Origin of the sequence: Sedimentibacter sp. B4 (assembly GCF_000309315.1) — a bacterium.
Classification (GTDB): Bacteria; Bacillota; Clostridia; order Tissierellales; family Sedimentibacteraceae; genus Sedimentibacter; species Sedimentibacter saalensis.
This window is the reverse complement of sequence record NZ_CANG01000260.1, coordinates 1-236: the sequence shown is the minus strand read 5'-3', so window position 1 is coordinate 236 and position 236 is coordinate 1. Positions and strand designations below refer to the sequence as shown.

Below are 236 nucleotides of genomic sequence, written 5' to 3'. Positions count from 1 at the left end.
GATCAAAGTCGGCACGATCAAGCGCGCGAAGGGCCTCGAGTTCAAGCAGGTACTCATCCCCGACATCCGGCGCGAGCACACGATCACCCAGCCTCCGACTGACGACACCGATCGCGAGCGCTGGGACCTCACCCGGCGCGAGCTCTACGTCGCCATGACCAGGGCACGAGACGGGCTCTGGGTCGGCATCTCGAACTGAGACGACCCAGATTGCAGATCGGAGATGTAGCAAGGTG

At 63.1% G+C, this 236-nt stretch carries 1 protein-coding gene; it reads left to right on the top strand.

All coding sequences use genetic code 11. The features are described from left to right. On the top strand, window positions 1-199 hold a 199-nt coding region (locus BN358_RS23260; RefSeq protein WP_157593374.1), incomplete at its 5' end, for an ATP-binding domain-containing protein. Window positions 200-236: the final 37 nt, after the last annotated feature.